General features: G+C 31.6%; 16 protein-coding genes. 7 read left to right on the top strand and 9 right to left on the bottom strand.

Annotated elements, in window-relative coordinates:
- Window positions 1-22: 22 nt before the first annotated feature.
- A complete protein-coding gene (locus D6T69_RS02060) occupies window positions 23-493 on the bottom strand; it encodes a cation transporter (protein WP_240628345.1) in 471 nt (156 codons plus the stop codon).
- Between the two features lie 89 nt (window positions 494-582).
- Between D6T69_RS02060 and D6T69_RS02055 the strand changes: the two genes are divergently transcribed.
- On the top strand, window positions 583-1,455 hold the full coding sequence (locus tag D6T69_RS02055; protein WP_125066220.1) for a DMT family transporter: 873 nt from the start codon (window positions 583-585) through the stop codon (window positions 1,453-1,455).
- A gap of 81 nt (window positions 1,456-1,536) precedes the next feature.
- Here D6T69_RS02055 and D6T69_RS02050 read toward each other — a convergent pair whose 3' ends face one another.
- Window positions 1,537-3,585 carry a M16 family metallopeptidase gene (locus tag D6T69_RS02050; protein ID WP_125066219.1) on the bottom strand — a complete coding sequence of 683 codons (2,049 nt, stop codon included), beginning with the start codon at window positions 3,583-3,585 and terminating at the stop codon, window positions 1,537-1,539.
- A gap of 19 nt (window positions 3,586-3,604) precedes the next feature.
- A complete protein-coding gene (locus D6T69_RS02045) occupies window positions 3,605-4,921 on the bottom strand; it encodes a M16 family metallopeptidase (RefSeq protein WP_125066218.1) in 1,317 nt (438 codons plus the stop codon).
- Between the two features lie 208 nt (window positions 4,922-5,129).
- On the opposite strand from D6T69_RS02045, the gene rplU reads away from it, so the two are divergent.
- The 4 genes from rplU to D6T69_RS02025 all read left to right on the top strand — a co-directional run bounded on the left by rplU (window position 5,130) and on the right by D6T69_RS02025 (window position 8,929).
- Complete coding sequence (gene rplU, locus D6T69_RS02040) at window positions 5,130-5,615, top strand: 50S ribosomal protein L21 (protein WP_125066217.1); 486 nt, start codon at window positions 5,130-5,132, stop codon at window positions 5,613-5,615.
- A gap of 22 nt (window positions 5,616-5,637) precedes the next feature.
- Entirely contained in the window at window positions 5,638-5,898 is a 261-nt protein-coding gene (gene rpmA / locus D6T69_RS02035; protein WP_028891690.1) for a 50S ribosomal protein L27, read from the top strand.
- A 370-nt stretch (window positions 5,899-6,268) separates the two neighbouring features.
- Window positions 6,269-7,006 (top strand): LytR/AlgR family response regulator transcription factor, encoded by a 738-nt coding sequence (locus D6T69_RS02030; protein WP_125066216.1) that lies wholly within the window; start codon window positions 6,269-6,271, stop codon window positions 7,004-7,006.
- Entirely contained in the window at window positions 7,007-8,929 is a 1,923-nt protein-coding gene (locus tag D6T69_RS02025) for a tetratricopeptide repeat protein (RefSeq protein WP_125066215.1), read from the top strand.
- On the opposite strand, the gene dinB is transcribed toward D6T69_RS02025, so the two are convergent.
- From dinB to trhO, 4 genes are all read right to left on the bottom strand, one after another.
- Window positions 8,926-10,008, bottom strand: coding sequence for a DNA polymerase IV (gene dinB / locus D6T69_RS02020; RefSeq protein WP_125066214.1), 1,083 nt, complete (start codon window positions 10,006-10,008; stop codon window positions 8,926-8,928). The two genes, D6T69_RS02025 and dinB, sit on opposite strands and share 4 nt — an antisense overlap.
- A 73-nt stretch (window positions 10,009-10,081) precedes the next feature.
- Window positions 10,082-10,312 (bottom strand): ferredoxin, encoded by a 231-nt coding sequence (locus D6T69_RS02015; protein ID WP_047787972.1) that lies wholly within the window; start codon window positions 10,310-10,312, stop codon window positions 10,082-10,084.
- Window positions 10,312-11,559: a peptidase U32 family protein gene (locus tag D6T69_RS02010; RefSeq protein ID WP_125066213.1), complete on the bottom strand. Its 1,248-nt coding sequence runs from the start codon at window positions 11,557-11,559 to the stop codon at window positions 10,312-10,314. The genes D6T69_RS02015 and D6T69_RS02010 overlap by 1 nt, the downstream gene beginning before the upstream one ends.
- Window positions 11,559-12,590 carry an oxygen-dependent tRNA uridine(34) hydroxylase TrhO gene (gene trhO / locus D6T69_RS02005; protein ID WP_125066212.1) on the bottom strand — a complete coding sequence of 344 codons (1,032 nt, stop codon included), beginning with the start codon at window positions 12,588-12,590 and terminating at the stop codon, window positions 11,559-11,561. The genes D6T69_RS02010 and trhO overlap by 1 nt, the downstream gene beginning before the upstream one ends.
- Window positions 12,591-12,816: 226 nt before the next feature.
- Here trhO and D6T69_RS02000 point away from each other — a divergent pair, with 226 nt between their 5' ends.
- Window positions 12,817-13,824, top strand: a complete 1,008-nt coding sequence (locus tag D6T69_RS02000; RefSeq protein ID WP_125066211.1) for an aspartate-semialdehyde dehydrogenase — start codon at window positions 12,817-12,819, stop codon at window positions 13,822-13,824.
- A 66-nt stretch (window positions 13,825-13,890) separates the two neighbouring features.
- Window positions 13,891-14,544 carry an HD domain-containing protein gene (locus tag D6T69_RS01995; protein ID WP_125066210.1) on the top strand — a complete coding sequence of 218 codons (654 nt, stop codon included), beginning with the start codon at window positions 13,891-13,893 and terminating at the stop codon, window positions 14,542-14,544.
- A 200-nt stretch (window positions 14,545-14,744) separates the two neighbouring features.
- Here D6T69_RS01995 and D6T69_RS01990 read toward each other — a convergent pair whose 3' ends face one another.
- Together D6T69_RS01990 and D6T69_RS01985 are read right to left on the bottom strand one after the other, a co-directional pair.
- A complete protein-coding gene (locus D6T69_RS01990; protein ID WP_125066209.1) occupies window positions 14,745-15,527 on the bottom strand; it encodes an enoyl-CoA hydratase/isomerase family protein in 783 nt (260 codons plus the stop codon).
- Between the two features lie 8 nt (window positions 15,528-15,535).
- Window positions 15,536-16,948, bottom strand: coding sequence for a sensor histidine kinase (locus D6T69_RS01985; protein ID WP_125066208.1), 1,413 nt, complete (start codon window positions 16,946-16,948; stop codon window positions 15,536-15,538).
- Window positions 16,949-16,969 lie beyond the last annotated feature (21 nt).

Here is a 16,969-nt window from a genome sequence, read left to right as displayed (position 1 = left end):
TCGATATTGTTTGAATTAGCAATTATGCTTTATCACAACATGCCATAGTACAATTTTCTTTACAGGCAGTTTTTTCAGCTTCAGTTTTTGTACAGCCTTCTTTTTTAGAATTAGCGTCACAAGATTTTTTTTCTGCCTTCTTTGCTGTTTCAGAAGCCTTATACATGTCACCGCTACCAATTCCTTCTACAAAAGCAATTAAATCTGCTTTATTAGTTTTATTTGCGTCATATTTAATAGTTGCAATACTATCATTAAAAACAACGTTTGCTTTTAAAACACCTTCTTTTTTACTTAAATCAGAAGCTATTTTTCTAGCACAACCTATTTCACAAGTCATTCCTGAAATACTTAAAGAAAGCTCTTTAGCATCAGCTGCTACCTCTGTTTTTTGCTCTTGAGTTGCCTCCTCTTTTTTAGCTTCATTTTTACATCCGACAGCTAAAAAGCCAACTAAAGCTAATGCAAATAGTATTTTCTGAATTTTCATCATTTTTATTTATTTAGTTATTCAGCAAATTTATCAATAAAATCAAAATTAAAAATAGAAATAAACGACTTTTGTGCTTAAATTAATTGAAAATGAATAATCAACAACAAAAATGGTTGTTTTTAATAGTGCTTTCACTAGTTTGGGGAAGCTCTTTTATTTTAATGAAAAAGGCATTGATTGGGTTAACTCCAATTCAAGTAGGAGCTTTACGTATGTTAATTACAGCAGCTTTTTTGTTGTTTGTTGGGTTTAAGAGTTTAAAGAGAATAGAAAAGAGGCATTGGAAATATGTTGCTTACACAGCAGTTTTAGGCACTTTTTTTCCTGTGTTTTTATTTGCTTTTGCTGTAAGTAAAATAGACAGTTCCATACCGGCTATTTTAAACTCGTTAACGCCTTTTAATACATTTATTTTTGGGGCGTTGGTGTTTGGGTTTACTTTTAAAAGAAAACAGTTTTACGGAGTTTTAATAGGGTTGGCAGGAACTTTAATTCTTATTTTGAAAGGAGCTGAGTTAAATCCGAATCAAAACTATTGGTATGCCATTTTAATACTAATAGCTTCAATAGGATATGCGTTTAATGTAAATATGATTAAAAAATACTTAGATGATCTAGATGCATTGGCAATTACAACTGGAAACTTTTTGCTATTGATTATACCAGCGTTTGTAGTTTTGATATTTTCTGGATTCTTTTCAACTTTTGAAGTAACAACAGAAACTACTTCAGCATTAGGTTATATTACAATTTTAGCCGTAGTGGGAACAGGAATAGCAAAAGTGTTGTTTAATAAAATGGTGCATTTATCATCTCCCGTTTTTGCAGCTTCTGTAACATATTTAATTCCTGCTGTTGCCGTAATGTGGGGAATTATTGATGGAGAAAAATTAAGCTTAATTCAGTTGTTAGCGGGAGGCATTATTCTGTTTGGAGTTTGGTTAGTAAATAAAGCAAGATAATTTTAAAAATTACTTCATAATAAAAAGAGCCAAAATATTGCATTTTGGCTCTTTCATTTTTTATAGACTTAGGTCTAATTCTTATTTAAAATCAGCGTCAGATACCCCTTCGTTAATTTTAATTTCTTTTGTAATGAACTCAAAAGTCATTGGTCCATTCTTTTGAATCATTTTATGAGGGAATTTAATTCCATTTACCTCTTTGTAATCTGAAAAAACAACAGGTACTTTCATTTCTCCTTGTGGTCCTTTAGCGGTTTTTACTTCTTTAACCTTTAATCCAGATTTTACATCATAAAAAATTTCTTTTTTACCGTGTTTAATCACATAAGCATTGTTTCCATCTATAGGCTCAATCCTATCTATAGTTCCAGCTTTATAAGCTTTGTCAGCAAAAGGAGCAGCAGTATTTTTAACTTCTTCTAATTCATCACCTGTCATTTCTTTTTTCTGACCATTTACTTCTTGATATCCTTTAGTTCCGTCAAAAATTACTTTTTGCATTACATTACCCATCATAGAAACAACTACAGAAGATTTATTAGGAGTAGCACTTTTTTGGACTAAACTTAATTGCATTCCTTGAACTGCAGCATTAGAAGTAATCATTACAGATTTTACGTTTGCTACTTTGTCTTTTCCTCCAATAGCTTTAAAATAATCATCCACTACACTAGAGGCTGTAACACCGCTAGGTATAGGTAAACTCATAGCTGGTTTATCAGTAGGATTTCCGTTTTTATCAAAATAGTTGATTTTATAATCAGCTGTTTTTTCTAAGTTCTTTAAAACATCAATTCCTTTACCTGTAATAATAATACGAGCTTTATCTCCTTTGAAGTACTTAATAGCTGCATTTTGAACATCATCTAAAGTAACAGCGTTAATATTTTTTAAGTAGTTTTTGTAGTAATCAGCAGGTAAGTTGTTTGTTAAAATATTTAAAGCATATGAAGCTACTGTTTGAGGTTTCTCAACGTTACGAACAAAGTTTCCGATGTATTTAGCTTTAGCTATATCTAACTCTTCTTGAGTTGCTTTTTGATAACGAATTTTGTTGATTTCTTTCATGGCTTCAACCATTGCACTATCAGTAACCATATTTCTTACCGAAGCGGTTGTTTTAAAGCGAGAAGCATATCTACTTGATCCAATTCCTGAGTAAGCTCCATAGGTATATCCTTTATCTTCACGAAGGTTTTTATATAGTCTTCCAGTACCTCCTCCACCAAGAATTTGGTTGGCTAATAAAGCAGCATAGTAATCTTTATCGTTCATCTTTAAATCTACCGCGTTAATAATAGATAATTCAGACTGAACAGCATTTGGCATATCAATAAAATTGATTTCTGTAGTTGAAGGATTTTCAACTTTTGGTAATTTTTGAGCAACTAAATCACCTTTTTTCCAAGTTCCAAATAAGTCTTTAACCTGTGATTTAATTTCATTAAAGTTTACATCACCAATTATAATTAAGTATGCATTGTTAGGCTTATACGTCTTGTTGTATAAATCTTTAACATCTTGTAGCGTAACATTTTTTAACGTTTCTTCAGAGGTAAACTCTCCAAAAGGATGGTTTTTACCATACGTTAATGCGTCTTCTACTCTACTAGCAATAGCTTTAACACTCTTAGCGCTGTTTTTAATTCCGTCAAGAGATTGTTTCATTTGCTTATCAAACTCCTCTTGAGTAAATACAGGGTTAAAAGCAGCATCAGCCATTAATCCTAATACTTTTGGAAAGTACTTTGATAAAGAGCTTGCTCTAGCCCCTTCATCCCAAAATGAGATGTTAGCTCCTAAAAAGTCAACTTCCTCATCAAATTTTGCTTTTGGAGTATTGGTTGATCCTGTTCCTAACATTCCACTTAACAAACCTTCAACCCCTTTCTTATTTCCAAAAGACATTGGTGGGTTATCAATAGTTAATGTAGCAGATACTCTTGGTAATTTATGGTTTTCAACCACTAAAACTTGCAATCCATTTAGTAAAGCAAACTTTTTAGGAGTTCCTAAGTTAATTTTAGGAGCTGGACCTGGTTTTGGTTGTTGGGTTCTATCAATCTGTGCTGAAACAGTTAATGATAGAAATAATATTGTGACAATTGAAAATATTTTCGTTTTCATTAAAATTCAGTTTAGATGATTATTTCTTTTTTGGTAAATATTCGATAACAACACGACGGTTTTTAGCTAAATATTTTTTAGCAACGTCTCTAATTTCTTCTTTTGTAATAGAGTTGATAACTTCTAACTCTTTGTTAATTTGGTTAGTGTTTCCAACTAACATATAATTTCTTGCTAACGAATTAGCAATACCTTGCACACTAGAGTTTGAAGCAACAAACTGGTTTTCAAATTTGTTACGAACTTTTTGTAAATCTCTGTCAGAAATTAATTCAGTTTGTAATTTCTCAATTTCTTCATCCATTTCTTTAATTAAATCATCTAAAGATGTTTTTCCTAAAGGAATAGCTCCAATATTGTAAACACTGTAATCTTCTAGGTTACGAGCAAAAGAAAATACCTGTAACGCTTTTTTCTTATCGTCAACTAATTTTTTATATAATCTAGAGCTTTTTCCGTCACTTAAAATAGTTGAAATAACATCTAATACCTTTGAGTCTCTTTCTTTCATTGAAGGAGTTTTGTGCGCTAATAAAATAGCAGGCAACTGGATATTAGAGTCGTATTCTTTTACACGTTTTTCTTGAGTTCTTTCAGGCTCTACTACTTTGTCTCTTTTTGGAAGTGTTCTTGCAGGAATTGGCTCAAAATAATCTTTAATTAACTTTTTAGTAGAAGCTTTTTCAAAATCACCAGCTACTACTAATACAGCATTGTTAGGCATGTACCATTTCTTATAAAAATCTTGAAACTCGCTTAGTTTAGCGGCATCTAAATCTTTAATATAACCAATCATAGGTCTACCGTAGTTGTGCTTGTCAAAAATATGACTGTATACATCTCCGTATATAATTTTTCCATAAGGAGCATTGTCCATACGTTGACGCTTCTCTTCTTTAACTACTTCGTTTTGAGTATCTACAGCTTTTTGGTCGATAATTGGGTGTAATAATCGTTCAGATTCCATCCATAAACCTAGCTGTAAGTTATTTGAAGGGAATGTTTCGTAGTAATAAGTTCTATCCCAGTTAGTGTTAGCATTACCTGTTCCACCATTAGCAGCTTCAATTTTATTCCATTCACCACGACCAATGTTTTTAGTTCCGGTAAATAACAAGTGCTCATAAAAATGTGCCATTCCTGTTTTTCCATCCTCTTCATCCTTTGATCCTACATGGTACATTACTCCAACAGTAACAACAGGAGCAGAATTGTCTTGATGCAAAATAACGTGCATTCCGTTGCTTAAATCGTACTCTTCAAACTCAACTTTTTGTGCATTAGCCGATAAGCATAACAACAAAGCTGAAGCTAGAGTGATAACTCTTTTTCTCATTGATTGAAATTTAATTTTTAATGATTTTCGTGTATTTGACGTGAAATTAGAGTATTTGTTACAGTTGAAATAATAAAAACAAACCTTTTTTATGCTAAAAGAGTAATTTTCTGAGTAATACATTTTTTTTTGAAGTAAAAAATGTATATTTGCACCCGCATTTTTATTTAAGAAAGTGTGAATAAAGTATAAACGCAAAACAAATAGTATGTACGCAATCGTAGAGATAGCAGGGCAGCAATTTAAAGTAGCAAAAGACCAAAAAGTATACGTACACCGTTTACCAGAAGCAGAAGGATCAAAAGTAACTTTTGATAATGTAATGCTTATTGAAGATAAAGGAAACGTAACTATTGGCGCCCCAGCTATAGAAGGTGCAGGAGTAACTGCAAAGATTTTAGGTCACTTAAAAGGTGATAAGGTAATCGTTTTCAAAAAGAAAAGAAGAAAAGGTTACAAAAAGAAAAATGGACACAGACAGTATTTAACTGAAATCCAAATCGAAGGAATTTCTGCATCAGGAGTTAAAAAGGCAGCGGCTAAAAAAGAAGCTCCTAAAGCTGAAGCAAAAGAAGAATCGAAGGATTTAAGTTCAATGACTGTAGCAGAATTAAAAGCTTTAGCTAAAGAAAAAGGTATTTCAGGATACACTTCTTTAAAGAAAGCAGAATTAATTGAAGCATTAAGTAAATAATTAACTTTAAAAACTTACAAAGATGGCTCATAAGAAAGGTGTCGGTAGTTCGAAGAACGGTCGTGAATCAGAATCGAAACGATTAGGAGTAAAGATTTTTGGAGGACAAGCTGCTATTGCAGGTAACATTATTGTTCGTCAAAGAGGAACTCAACACAATCCAGGTGAAAACGTTTACATGGGTAAAGATCATACTTTACATGCTAAGGTTGATGGTGTTGTAAAATTCCAAAAGAAAAGAGATAATAAATCATATGTTTCTGTAACTCCATTCGAGGCTTAAGAAACTAACTGATTAGGATAAAATAAAAGCTCAACTAAATTTAGTTGAGCTTTTTTTGTATATAAATATAAACGAACATAAAAATTTATATATAAAAAAACACCACTTTAAAGTGGTGTTTCATAACTTAATATCATTATTGATTAATCCCCCAATTTATCAATATGATTCCCCTTGTGTATTACACTGCAAATATCATATAAAAGAACGTTTATTAATGTAAAGGATGTATAAATGGTGTGCTTTTTTGTGTAAATGGTAAAAAAAATATGTTTACAACACAGTTTTGAGCTGGTTTTTGCTAAAATCGTATTGGTTACATTTTATTTTTAAAATATTATCTGTTACATTTGATATAAATGTACATGAGATGTTAAGAGCAGTTATAGTTGATGATGAGCCAAAAGCAATACAAGGGCTTTCTTGGGAGTTATCAAGCTTTGGGAATGATATAGAAATTATAGAAACATTCACGGTTGCGGAAAAAGCAATTAAGTTTATAAATGAGAATAGTATTGATTGCCTTTTTTTAGATATTGAAATGCCTACGATGGACGGTTTTCAATTGTTAGAAAAAATAGAAAATAAAGATTTTGCTATAATCATTACAACAGCATATAATGAGTATGCAATTAAAGCATTAAAGAATCAGGCAATAGACTATCTACTTAAACCTATTGATTCTGATGATTTAGAGGAAACAATAGGTAGAGTTAAACAACATTATAAGAAGAATAATAATACTGAAAAGGTTGAAAAAATATTATCAAGCTTTAATAAGAAGTTTAATAGGAGAAAAATAACTATTAATACTGATGGTAAACTAGTCTTTTTATCTCAAGATGAAATTTTATTTGTAGAGTCAGATGGTAATTATTCAACGATTCATACTACTGGAGCGAATAAGAAAATCGTAGTTACAAAAAAACTAAAAGAAATAAACTCATTACTTCCAGAAGATCACTTTTTTAGAATACATAATTCATTTATAATTAACTTGAATAAAATAAAAGAGTTTTTAAAATCAGATGGTTATGTTGTATTAGAAAATAACCATAAAATTCCTGTTTCTAGACAGAGAAAGTCGGATTTCCTAGAAAAATTTTAAATGAAGAAATTAATAATAATTACCTTTTTATTTTCTGTAGCACTTTCTTGTTTTTCACAAGAAGAAGAGATAAGTATAGATAGTTTAATACAGCAAGCAATAGAAAAAAAGATAGATGATTATTATGATTTATATCGTTTTTTTAAGCGTGAACGATTTAATAAACAAGACATAGATTTTCTTTTAAAAGAGAGTCAGCAAAAAGAATACAGATTAGGAGAGGTATATGCTTATAATTTGTTGGGAAGACACTATAGAAATAACTCTTTTTTTGATAGTTCAATAGAGAATTATATGAAAGCTCTTGAGTTATCAAGAGAAATAGAAGATGTCAATGCAGAAATTGTTACACTTAATCAAATAGGAGTAGTATATCGAAGGCAAGATAAGATTAGAAACGCCTTGAATTATCATCAAATGGCACTTGAATTAGCTGATAAGATTGATATACCTGATATTGATACTAAAATAAGTATAAGCATATCAAACAATAGTATTGGTAATATTTATTTGGCTCTTAAGCAATACCAACTGGCATTAGAAAAGTTTAAAAAAGCAATTTTAATTCAAGAAAAAACAGAGGATAAAAGAGGGCTGGCAATTAACCATCAAAATATGGGACTTGCTTTTCAAAACTTGGGAGATATTGATGCTGCATTAGAGCATTACAACAAATCTTTACAATACAATATAGAGAATAATTCAAGTATAGGAAAAGTTATTTGTCATAACAGTATTAGTAATGTTTTATTGTTACAAGGAAAGTACGATGAAGCTTACAAATATATAAGTGAAGTGTTGCCTATTTCAGAAAAAATAGGAAACCAGTATTATACATCTGATGTGTACATAACGTTTGGTAATGTACAATTAAAGTTAGATAGTTTAGATAAAGCAAAAACATATTTAGAGAAAGGCTTAGAGGTTGCTAATAAGCATAAAATTCCCTCAGGAATTAATCAATCTAACTTGTATTTGTCTGAGCTATATGAGAAAAAAAAGGATTACGAAAAAGCATATAGTTTTTATAAGAAAGCTATTGAAGGAGAACGTAAAACATTTAACGATAAAAATATACTATACGTAAACAACCTTATTAATAAATATGATAATGAGGTAAGTAGAAATAAAATAAAGAACTTAGCGAAAGAGAATGAAATAGCGAAACTAAAACTATTACGAAACAGAAATGTTTTAATTATAGCATTAGTTTCTATAGCATTGTTAGGAGTATTGTTGTATTCTATGTACAGACAACGATTGTTGAATAATGACAAAAAAATATTGATGCTGGAACAGGAGGCTTTGAGAATTCAAATGAATCCACACTTTGTTTTCAATGCATTAAACTCTATCAAGCTGTATGTTATAAATAACGAACAGAAGAATGCGGTATATTACCTAAATAAATTTTCAAAACTAATTCGAAGTATTTTAGAATCTTCATCTGTAAAAGAAGTAACGTTGAGTGAAGAACTAAAAACAATGAACTTATACATGAGTATCGAGAACATTCGATTATCAAATGAAGTTAATTATATAGAAAATATAGATTCAAACGTAAATATAGAAAGGATAAAAGTTCCGCCATTAATATTACAACCCTTTTTAGAAAACTCTATTTGGCATGGACTTTCATCTAAGAAAGGAAAAAAAGAAGTTTCGTTGTCGGTTACAAAAATATCAGATGAGTTTATACAAATTGATATTGTAGATAATGGAATTGGTAGGGATGCTGCTATGAAAATTAGAAAAAACAAATCGTTGAATAGAAGGTCGATAGGTATAGATTTAACTAAAGAACGATTACGAAACTTTGCCAACGAGTATGCCAATAATTATTCATTAATTTATACAGATATAATTGATGAAGAAGGAAATCCTAAAGGGACCAAAGTTTCGTTGAAAATACCAATACTTTAAAAATCAAATCGTAACTGTACCCAAACAGGTTCAGTTTTCTCAGTATTTAAATTACTAAAAGAAATTCCTAATAACCTAACAGAGTTATTAAGTGTATCTTGGTACAATAGCTCTTTTACGATAGGATAGAACTCTTTTTTTAATTGTAGGTAATGGTTTGTAGTTTTACTACGTGTTTGTTGCGTAAAATCACTGTATTTAATTTTAAGAGTTACGGTTTTTCCCTTAGTATTTGATTTTTTCATTCGACGTTCTAGTTCGTCAGCAATTTTATCAAGTCGTTCTAACATAAAAACCTCAGAAGATAGATTTTCTCTAAAAGTAGTTTCAGCAGCGATTGACTTTCGAATTCGATTAGGTTTTACTACTGAATTATGAATGCCTCTAACAATATTGTAATAATGTACTCCCGATTTTCCAAACAATTTGGAAAGCTCTTCTAATGATTTTTGTTTTAAATCTAGGCCTGTAAAAATACCTAGATTGTGCATTTTGGCGGCTGTAACTTTCCCTACACCATAAAACTTATTTACAGGTAATTGTTCTAAAAACTCAAGAACCTCTTCTGGATTAATAGTTTTCTGTCCGTTAGGTTTATTAATGTCAGAAGCTACTTTGGCAATAAATTTATTAATAGAAATTCCTGCCGACGCTCGTAGCTCTAATTCTTCCCAAATTCGCTGACGAATTTCTTGGGCAATCATACTAGCCGATGGATTTCCTTTTTTGTTTTCAGTAACATCTAAATAAGCTTCATCTAGCGATAGAGGTTCTACCAAATCGGTATAATCGTAAAAAATCTTCCTAATTTTAGAAGAAACTTCTTTGTAGCGATCAAATCTTGGAGGAACAAAAATGATATGCGGACATTTTTGTTTAGCCAACACACCACTCATGGCAGAACGAACTCCAAATTTTCTAGCTTCGTAACTAGCAGCAGAAACTACACCTCGCACCTCACTACCACCAACAGCAACTGGTTTTCCTCGCAATTCAGGATTATCCAATTGCTCTACAGATGCATAAAAAGCATCCATATCTACATGAATAATTTTACGAAAAGGAGGTTGTAATTCCATTCTGTAAAAATAATAAAAGCCCTCTTAAGATTAAGAGAGCTTTATAATATGTCTTTGTTCTTTTGGTATAAAGTTATACTTGTTTTACCTCAATAATTTTAACTGGACAGGCTTTTTTCGCTTCGTGTGAAGCCTCAAAAATACTATCGTCATGCGATTTTATGGTAAAGAAACCTTTTTTTTCTGTAGAATGTAGTAAAACAGATTTTCCGTCTTTTTTAGACATTTGAAATTGTGCTGGAGCTAACTCCACACAATAATTACAGCCAATACACTTGTTTCTTTGTAAGGTAATTACAACCATTAGTTTTTAGCAAATTCAGTTTTAACAATTTTGTATAACTTATCTGAAGGGCGAATTCTGAAGTCTAGTTTCATAGTAACTTCATCGCCTTTGGTAGCGGTTTGTGCTTCTTTATCGTTTACAAACATGCTTTTTAATTCCATTTCTTGAGCACCTGTGGTTGGTCCTGTAATTAAAATAGTATCACCAATTGCTAAATCGTAGGCTTCAATCTTAAACTCTCCAACTTCTGCTTTTGGAAAATAATGCATTCCCTTTCCTAAGTATACTTTCTTTTGAGTAGCATGCGAACCAGGTTCTTTGCTCCATTCTCCTAATTTCTGACCTAAGTAATATCCGTTCCAGAAACCACGATTGTATACTTTTTCCAATTCTTGCATCCAGCTAATAACCTTCTCTTTATCGTAAGTTCCGTTGTGTAAACTGTCAATGGCATCACGGTAACATTTAATTACTTTGGCTACATATTCAGGTGCACGACCACGACCTTCAATTTTTAATACTTTAATTCCTGCGTCGGCAACCTGATCTAAGAAATCAATAGTACATAAATCTTTTGGAGACATGATGTACTCATTATCTAATTCCATTTCAAAACCAGATTCTTGATCAATTACCGTATATTTTTTACGACAATTTTGTTTGCAGGCTCCTCTATTTGCAGATGAATTATGCGAGTGTAAACTCATGTAGCATTTTCCAGAAACCGCCATACATAAGGCTCCGTGACCAAAAATTTCAATTTCTAACAAACGACCAGAAGGCCCTTTGATTTCTTCTTTTTCAATCTGCTCAGTAATCTTTTTTACTTGACGTAAGCTTAATTCTCTACTCAATACCACAGTGTCGGCAAACATGGCATAAAACTTAACCGTTTCGATATTGGTAATGTTAATTTGAGTAGAAATGTGAACCTCCATACCTTCTGCTCTAGCCATTGCAATTACAGCTTGATCCATTGCAATTACAGCAGTAATGTTCGCTTCTTTAGCTCTTTTGATTAAGGTTTTTACGATAGACAAATCATGGTCGTACACGATCGTATTTAGTGTTAAATAGGTACGAACATTTTTTTCTGAAGACCTACGAGAGATTTCTTCTAAATCATCTAATGTAAAATTGATAGATGCTCGAGCACGCATATTTAATTGCTCCACACCAAAATATATAGAATCACATCCATTGTCTAAAGCTGCCTGTAACGATTCAAAATTACCAGCAGGAGCCATTAACTCAATCTTTTGCATTACTTTTTAAATTTTAAAGCTTCTGAACGTCCTTTTTTAAATATCTTATTGCTTGCGTGTTTCCCTTTACGCAATTCTTTTTGCTCTTCGTATGGTAAATGAATGATGTCTTGACATTCAGGAGAACAGGTGTTTTCCATTTTTTCAGCACATTCATCACATTGAATGAATAATAAGTGACAACCTTCGTTAGCACAATTGGTATGTGTGTCACAAGGTTTTCCACATTGATGACAATTGGCAATTACATCATCAGAAATTTTTTCAGCTCTTCGGTGATCAAAAACAAAATTCTTACCTAAAAACTTGTTTTCTAACCCTTCAGATTTTACCTGACGAGTATATTCAATAATTCCTCCTTCAAGTTGGAAAACATTTTTAAAGCCTTTATGTTTGTAGTAGGCAGAGGCTTTTTCACATCGAATTCCACCTGTACAATACATTAATAAGTTTTTGTCTTCTTTATGGTCTTTTAAATCTTCTTCAATAATATCTAACGAGTCTCTAAACGTATCAACATCTGGAGTTACTGCACCATCAAAATGTCCAATTTCACTTTCGTAATGGTTACGCATATCTACACAAACTGTATTTGGATCTGCTAGCATTTCATTAAACTCTTTAGCATTTAAATGCACTCCTTTGTCAGTAACGTCAAAAGTGTCGTCATTTAATCCGTCAGCAACAATTTTGTTACGAACTTTTACTTTTAGTTTTAAAAACGATTTATTATCGTGCTCAATAGCTACGTTTAAACGAATTCCATTTAAAAAAGAAATACTATCTAGTTGTTTTTTTAACGCTAGAAAGTTTTCTGAGGGAACAGATATTTGAGCGTTGATTCCTTCGTATGAAACATATGTTCTTCCTAAAACATCTAGTTCGTTCCATTCAAGGAATAATTTATTTCTAAATAAAGTTGGGTTTTCTATCTTATGATATTGATAGAATGAGATAGTAATACGGTCTTTACCCGCATCATCAATTAATTTAGCGCGTTCTTCTGCGCTTAACTTGTTGTACAGTTGCATGCTATACTTTTTTAAGTTAGACAAAAATGTTGTGGTTTTTCTAGAAAACCGGTGCAAATGTACTGATTTTTTGAGTTTTACTGTTTAAAACAATACTATTTAAGCTTAAATGGTATATTTTTTAAATTTTAACGTATTTTTTCTAACAAAAGAGATACAACCAATTTGTTTTTTTTAAACCTTTGTAGCATACAAACAATAAATTTTATACTCAAAAATCAAAAAAATGAGAGTAGCAGTGGTAGGAGCTACCGGAATGGTAGGTAATGTAATGTTACAAGTATTGGCAGAACGTAATTTTCCAGTAACAGAATTAATTCCTGTTGCATCAGAGCGTTCAGTAGGAAATCAAATTGAGTTTCAAGGAACAAATTATACGGTTGTAGGTTTAGAAACTGCAGTAGCTATGCAGCCAGATATTGCATTGTTTTCAGCAGGTGGAGACACTTCTTTAGAGTGGGCACCAAAGTTTGCAGCTGTTGGTACAACAGTAATTGATAATTCATCTGCATGGAGAATGGATCCAACGAAGAAGTTGGTAGTTCCAGAAATTAATGGAGATGTGCTAGCTAGTGAAGATAAAATCATTGCAAATCCTAACTGTTCAACTATTCAGTTAGTAATGGCATTGGCTCCGTTGCACAAAGAGTATAAAATGAAGCGTGTGGTAATTTCAACGTATCAATCTGTTTCAGGAACAGGTGTTAAAGCGGTTCGTCAATTAGATAATGAAGAAGCGGGAGTTGAAGGCGAAATGGCATATCCGCACCCTATTGGAAGAAATGCATTACCACACTGTGATGTATTTTTAGAAAATGGATATACTAAAGAAGAAATGAAGCTGGTAAAAGAACCTAAAAAGATTTTACGAGACGATTCTTTTGCAGTAACAGCCACAGCAGTTAGAATACCAACAGCAGGAGGACATTCTGAGGCTGTAAATGTTCAGTTTGAAAATGACTTTGAATTAGGGAAAGTACGTGAGTTATTAGCACAAACTGAAGGTGTTATTGTACAAGATGATGTACAAAATAATGTATATCCAATGCCTATTTTAGCAAATAATAAAGATGAGGTTTTTGTAGGTAGAATTAGAAGAGACGAATCTCAGCCAAATACCTTAAATATGTGGATTGTTGCTGATAATTTACGTAAAGGAGCGGCAACTAATACAATTCAAATAGCAGAATATTTAGTGGCTAACAACTTAGTTAAGCCATCGGTTACTGCTTAGTTATAAATTTATAATAATACGTTTAAAATCCTGTGCTTGTAAGTGCAGGATTTTTATTTTTGAAATATGAACAGAGAACAAATAATACAGAATACGATTGAGTTTGTAAAAAACACTTTGAAAGGAGCTGAGGGCGGACACGATTTCTTTCATATTGAACGTGTATATAAAAACGCCTTATTAATTGCAAAAAATGAAAAAGTTGATGAGTTTGTGGTTTCTTTAGGTGCATTGTTGCATGATATAGCGGATAGTAAGTTTTACGATGGTGATGAGGCTATAGGTCCGCAAAAAGCAAGAGTTTTTCTTGAAAGTCAACAAGTATCAGAAGAAATAATTACTCATATAGAAAAAATTATCACCAATATCTCTTTTAAAGGAGGAAACTTTAAACAAAATTTCACTTCTCCTGAGTTAAATGTTATCCAAGATGCAGACCGATTAGATGCCATAGGAGCTGTTGGGATAGCTCGTTGTTTTAATTATGGTGGATTTAAAAATAGAGAATTATACAATCCAGAAGTTCCTCCTAATTTAAAAATGACAAAAGAAGAATATAAAAAATCAACAGCACCTACTATTAATCATTTTTATGAGAAGTTATTGTTGTTAAAAGATAAAATGAATACTACAACAGGAAAAGCAATCGCAGAGCAAAGACATGCTTATATGGAAGGTTTTTTAGAACAGTTCTATAAAGAATGGAATGGAATGATTTAGTGCTTATTGTGTTGATAATGTAAAAAATATGTTATTTTAATAAAAAATTTACGTTAAAATTTGTGTGTTATTGAATTTAGTATATATTTGCTCCAGTTAATAACCCCCATTTTATTAATGTAATCCCCTTATTGTAAAAATAGCATCTAAATTTTAATTTAGATGCTATTTTTTTGTAGTTGCTTCTGTAGTAAAAAAAATTACTTTTCTGGAAATTCAGGTTTTCGTTTTTCTAAAAAAGCAGTAGTTCCTTCTTTAAAATCTTCAGTTCCAAAACAGTTTCCAAATTCTGTAATTTCGCTTTCAAAACCATTTACACCATCTTTAAAATTATCATTTACAGCTTTAATTGCTGCACTAATTGCAACAGAAGAGTTGCGCATAATTTTTGAAGCTATTTTTTGGGCTAAAGGTAATAGCTCTTCTTGCGAGGTTACATGGTTTACCAATCCAGCTTCTTTAGCTTCGTCAGCAGAAATCATACCTGCTGTCATAATTAACTCCATGGCTTTTCCTTTACCTACTAATTGAGGTAAGCGTTGTGTTCCACCATAACCAGGGATAACTCCTAAAGAAACTTCAGGTAGCCCCATTTTAGCATTATCAGAAGCTACTCTAAAATGACAAGCCATTGCTAACTCTAATCCACCTCCTAAAGCAAAACCATTTACAGCGGCAATAACAGGAGTTGATAAATTTTCAACAAAATCAAATAAAATTTCCTGCCCTTTTCTTGCTAACATTCCTCCTTCTTCTACAGAGAAATGTGCAAATTCAGAGATGTCTGCTCCAGCAACAAACGCTTTTTCTCCACTACCTGTGATGATAATTACTTTAATACTAGTATCTTCTTCCAGAGCTTTAAAAGCATTATGAAGTTCTTCAATAGTAGCTTTGTTTAAAGAGTTTAATTTTTTTGGTCGGTTAATGGTAATAGTTGCCAATTTGTTAGTTTGCTCAACTAAAATATTTTCAAAATTCATAATTATGTTTATGTTTTAGGTAATATTACAGTAAAAACAGTTCCAACTCCTTTAGTTGAAGTAAAGGATATTGTACCGTCATACGCTTCAATTATATTTTTTATGATAGATAGTCCTAAGCCCATTCCACTAGTTTTAGTAGTAAATTTAGGCTCGAAAATTAACTCCTTATTTTCATCACTAATACCTTTTCCGTTATCAGAAACTGTTATTTTAACATTATTTCCTTCAGAAGCAACTTTGACTTCTATTTTAGGATTCTTATCGGTGTCTTTTATTGCCTGAATTGAGTTTTTAACTAAGTTGGTAACAATTCGTATCAATTGTGTTTTATCTAAACTAGCGTATAATTCTTTTTCTTGAGGGAAATAATGTATGTAATCTTCAGTAAAAATATCTAACGAGTGTTTAACGATATCAACTACATTCAATTTTTCTCTACGTTGTGTAGGCATTTTAGCAAAATCAGAAAAAGCAGAAGCAATAGAACTCATTACATCAATTTGCTGAATAAGTGTTTCGCTGTATTCAGACATTTTTTCTTTGATATTAGGATCTTCTGGATTGAATTTTCTTTCAAAGCTTTGTACTGATAAACGCATAGGTGTTAACGGATTTTTAATCTCGTGAGCTACCTGTTTGGCCATTTCTCTCCAGGCTTGTTCACGTTCACTCTGCGCTAGTTTTACAGCACTTTCTTCTAACTGGTCAATCATGTTGTTATAAGCGGCAACTAGCGAATTGATTTCTGAACTGGCAGAGTTTAAGGTAATTTTTTCGTTACGCTTATTTAAACGGGTCTCGTTTATTTTTTGCGAGATGGTTTGAATGGATCGAGTAATATAAGTTGATAAAAAGTAAGCTAAAACAATGGCAATAATGAGCATTAGCAAATAAACTAATGATAGACGAGAAATAAACTCTCGTAGTTCATGTTTTTGCTCTTCGTTATCTTGTGCAATTTGTAATTCTAAAATTCCAATCCTTTTAAAACGAGGGTCGTTTAAGTAAGTGTATGAAGATTGGTAAGTGATACCTTTTTCGGTTCTGCCTTTTAAAATTTTATGATTTGAATTGTTGGCTAAATCTCTAACGGTTTCGTTAGCTAAGTTTTGCCCTTCTTTTTTATCAAAATTATAAGGAATGGAAGATTTTAACAACTTTCCATCCATGTCGTACATAGAGATAGTAAGCTTATGAACATAAGCGATATCATAAATTCTATCTTGAAAAATTTTGGATAAATTCTCTGTAGTTACAGGGTAGGTGGTTCTACGTTTAAGCTCTATTTCAATATCTTGCTTTGTAGAGAATTCTTTACGTTCAAAACGTGCAGTATTATAATCTTTTGTTTGCTCGTCGTATTGGTAAATAGTAACGATTACAATTAAAATTGATGCCAATAGCACTAAAAGTATCATTGACAAGAAAATTCTAATTCG

The organism is Tenacibaculum singaporense (assembly GCF_003867015.1).
GTDB classification, from domain to species: Bacteria; Bacteroidota; Bacteroidia; order Flavobacteriales; family Flavobacteriaceae; genus Polaribacter; species Polaribacter singaporensis.
The sequence above is the reverse complement of the archived record's forward strand: the minus strand, read 5'-3'. Positions and strand labels throughout refer to the sequence as shown.

Excerpts from the sequence above, each read along its gene's own strand:
- D6T69_RS02060 (WP_240628345.1), bottom strand. The coding sequence starts at position 493 with ATGATGAAAATTCAGAAAATACTATTTGCATTAGCTTTAGTTGGCTTT.
- D6T69_RS02055 (WP_125066220.1), top strand. The coding sequence starts at position 583 with ATGAATAATCAACAACAAAAATGGTTGTTTTTAATAGTGCTTTCACTA.
- D6T69_RS02050 (WP_125066219.1), bottom strand. The coding sequence starts at position 3,585 with ATGAAAACGAAAATATTTTCAATTGTCACAATATTATTTCTATCATTA.
- D6T69_RS02045 (WP_125066218.1), bottom strand. The coding sequence starts at position 4,921 with ATGAGAAAAAGAGTTATCACTCTAGCTTCAGCTTTGTTGTTATGCTTA.
- rplU (WP_125066217.1), top strand. The coding sequence starts at position 5,130 with ATGTACGCAATCGTAGAGATAGCAGGGCAGCAATTTAAAGTAGCAAAA.
- rpmA (WP_028891690.1), top strand. The coding sequence starts at position 5,638 with ATGGCTCATAAGAAAGGTGTCGGTAGTTCGAAGAACGGTCGTGAATCA.
- D6T69_RS02030 (WP_125066216.1), top strand. The coding sequence starts at position 6,269 with ATGTTAAGAGCAGTTATAGTTGATGATGAGCCAAAAGCAATACAAGGG.
- D6T69_RS02025 (WP_125066215.1), top strand. The coding sequence starts at position 7,007 with ATGAAGAAATTAATAATAATTACCTTTTTATTTTCTGTAGCACTTTCT.
- dinB (WP_125066214.1), bottom strand. The coding sequence starts at position 10,008 with ATGGAATTACAACCTCCTTTTCGTAAAATTATTCATGTAGATATGGAT.
- D6T69_RS02015 (WP_047787972.1), bottom strand. The coding sequence starts at position 10,312 with ATGGTTGTAATTACCTTACAAAGAAACAAGTGTATTGGCTGTAATTAT.
- D6T69_RS02010 (WP_125066213.1), bottom strand. The coding sequence starts at position 11,559 with ATGCAAAAGATTGAGTTAATGGCTCCTGCTGGTAATTTTGAATCGTTA.
- trhO (WP_125066212.1), bottom strand. The coding sequence starts at position 12,590 with ATGCAACTGTACAACAAGTTAAGCGCAGAAGAACGCGCTAAATTAATT.
- D6T69_RS02000 (WP_125066211.1), top strand. The coding sequence starts at position 12,817 with ATGAGAGTAGCAGTGGTAGGAGCTACCGGAATGGTAGGTAATGTAATG.
- D6T69_RS01995 (WP_125066210.1), top strand. The coding sequence starts at position 13,891 with ATGAACAGAGAACAAATAATACAGAATACGATTGAGTTTGTAAAAAAC.
- D6T69_RS01990 (WP_125066209.1), bottom strand. The coding sequence starts at position 15,527 with ATGAATTTTGAAAATATTTTAGTTGAGCAAACTAACAAATTGGCAACT.
- D6T69_RS01985 (WP_125066208.1), bottom strand. The coding sequence starts at position 16,948 with ATGATACTTTTAGTGCTATTGGCATCAATTTTAATTGTAATCGTTACT.